Annotated in this window: 1 protein-coding gene; it reads left to right on the top strand. The window is 53.6% G+C overall.

Annotated features, from left to right (window positions below; translation table 11 throughout):
- On the top strand, window positions 1-239 hold a 239-nt coding region (locus tag HBA93_RS23275; protein WP_221724800.1), incomplete at both ends, for a hypothetical protein.

The raw sequence follows: 239 nt of genomic DNA, 5'->3' as shown, positions 1-239 counted from the left end.
CAATGGCGAGATCATCAATTCCTATGCGATTGCCGGTTCCGGCGGTGCTTCCAATAATGGTTTTATGGTGCTGACACTGGCGCCATGGAGTGAGCGTGAGCGCAAGCAGCAGGATATCGTCAACGACATCAATCAGCGTTTGCGTCCGATTACCGGTGTGCGTGCCTTTACCTTGCAGTCAAACAGTCTGGGTATTCGCGGTGCGGGTAACGGTTTGCAGTTCACACTGGTCGGCAATG

The sequence above is a fragment of the Ochrobactrum sp. SFR4 genome, assembly GCF_019730395.1.
Lineage (GTDB): Bacteria > Pseudomonadota > Alphaproteobacteria > Rhizobiales > Rhizobiaceae > Pseudochrobactrum.
Note: the sequence above shows the minus strand (reverse complement) of the source record. Positions and strands in the feature narration are given on the sequence as shown.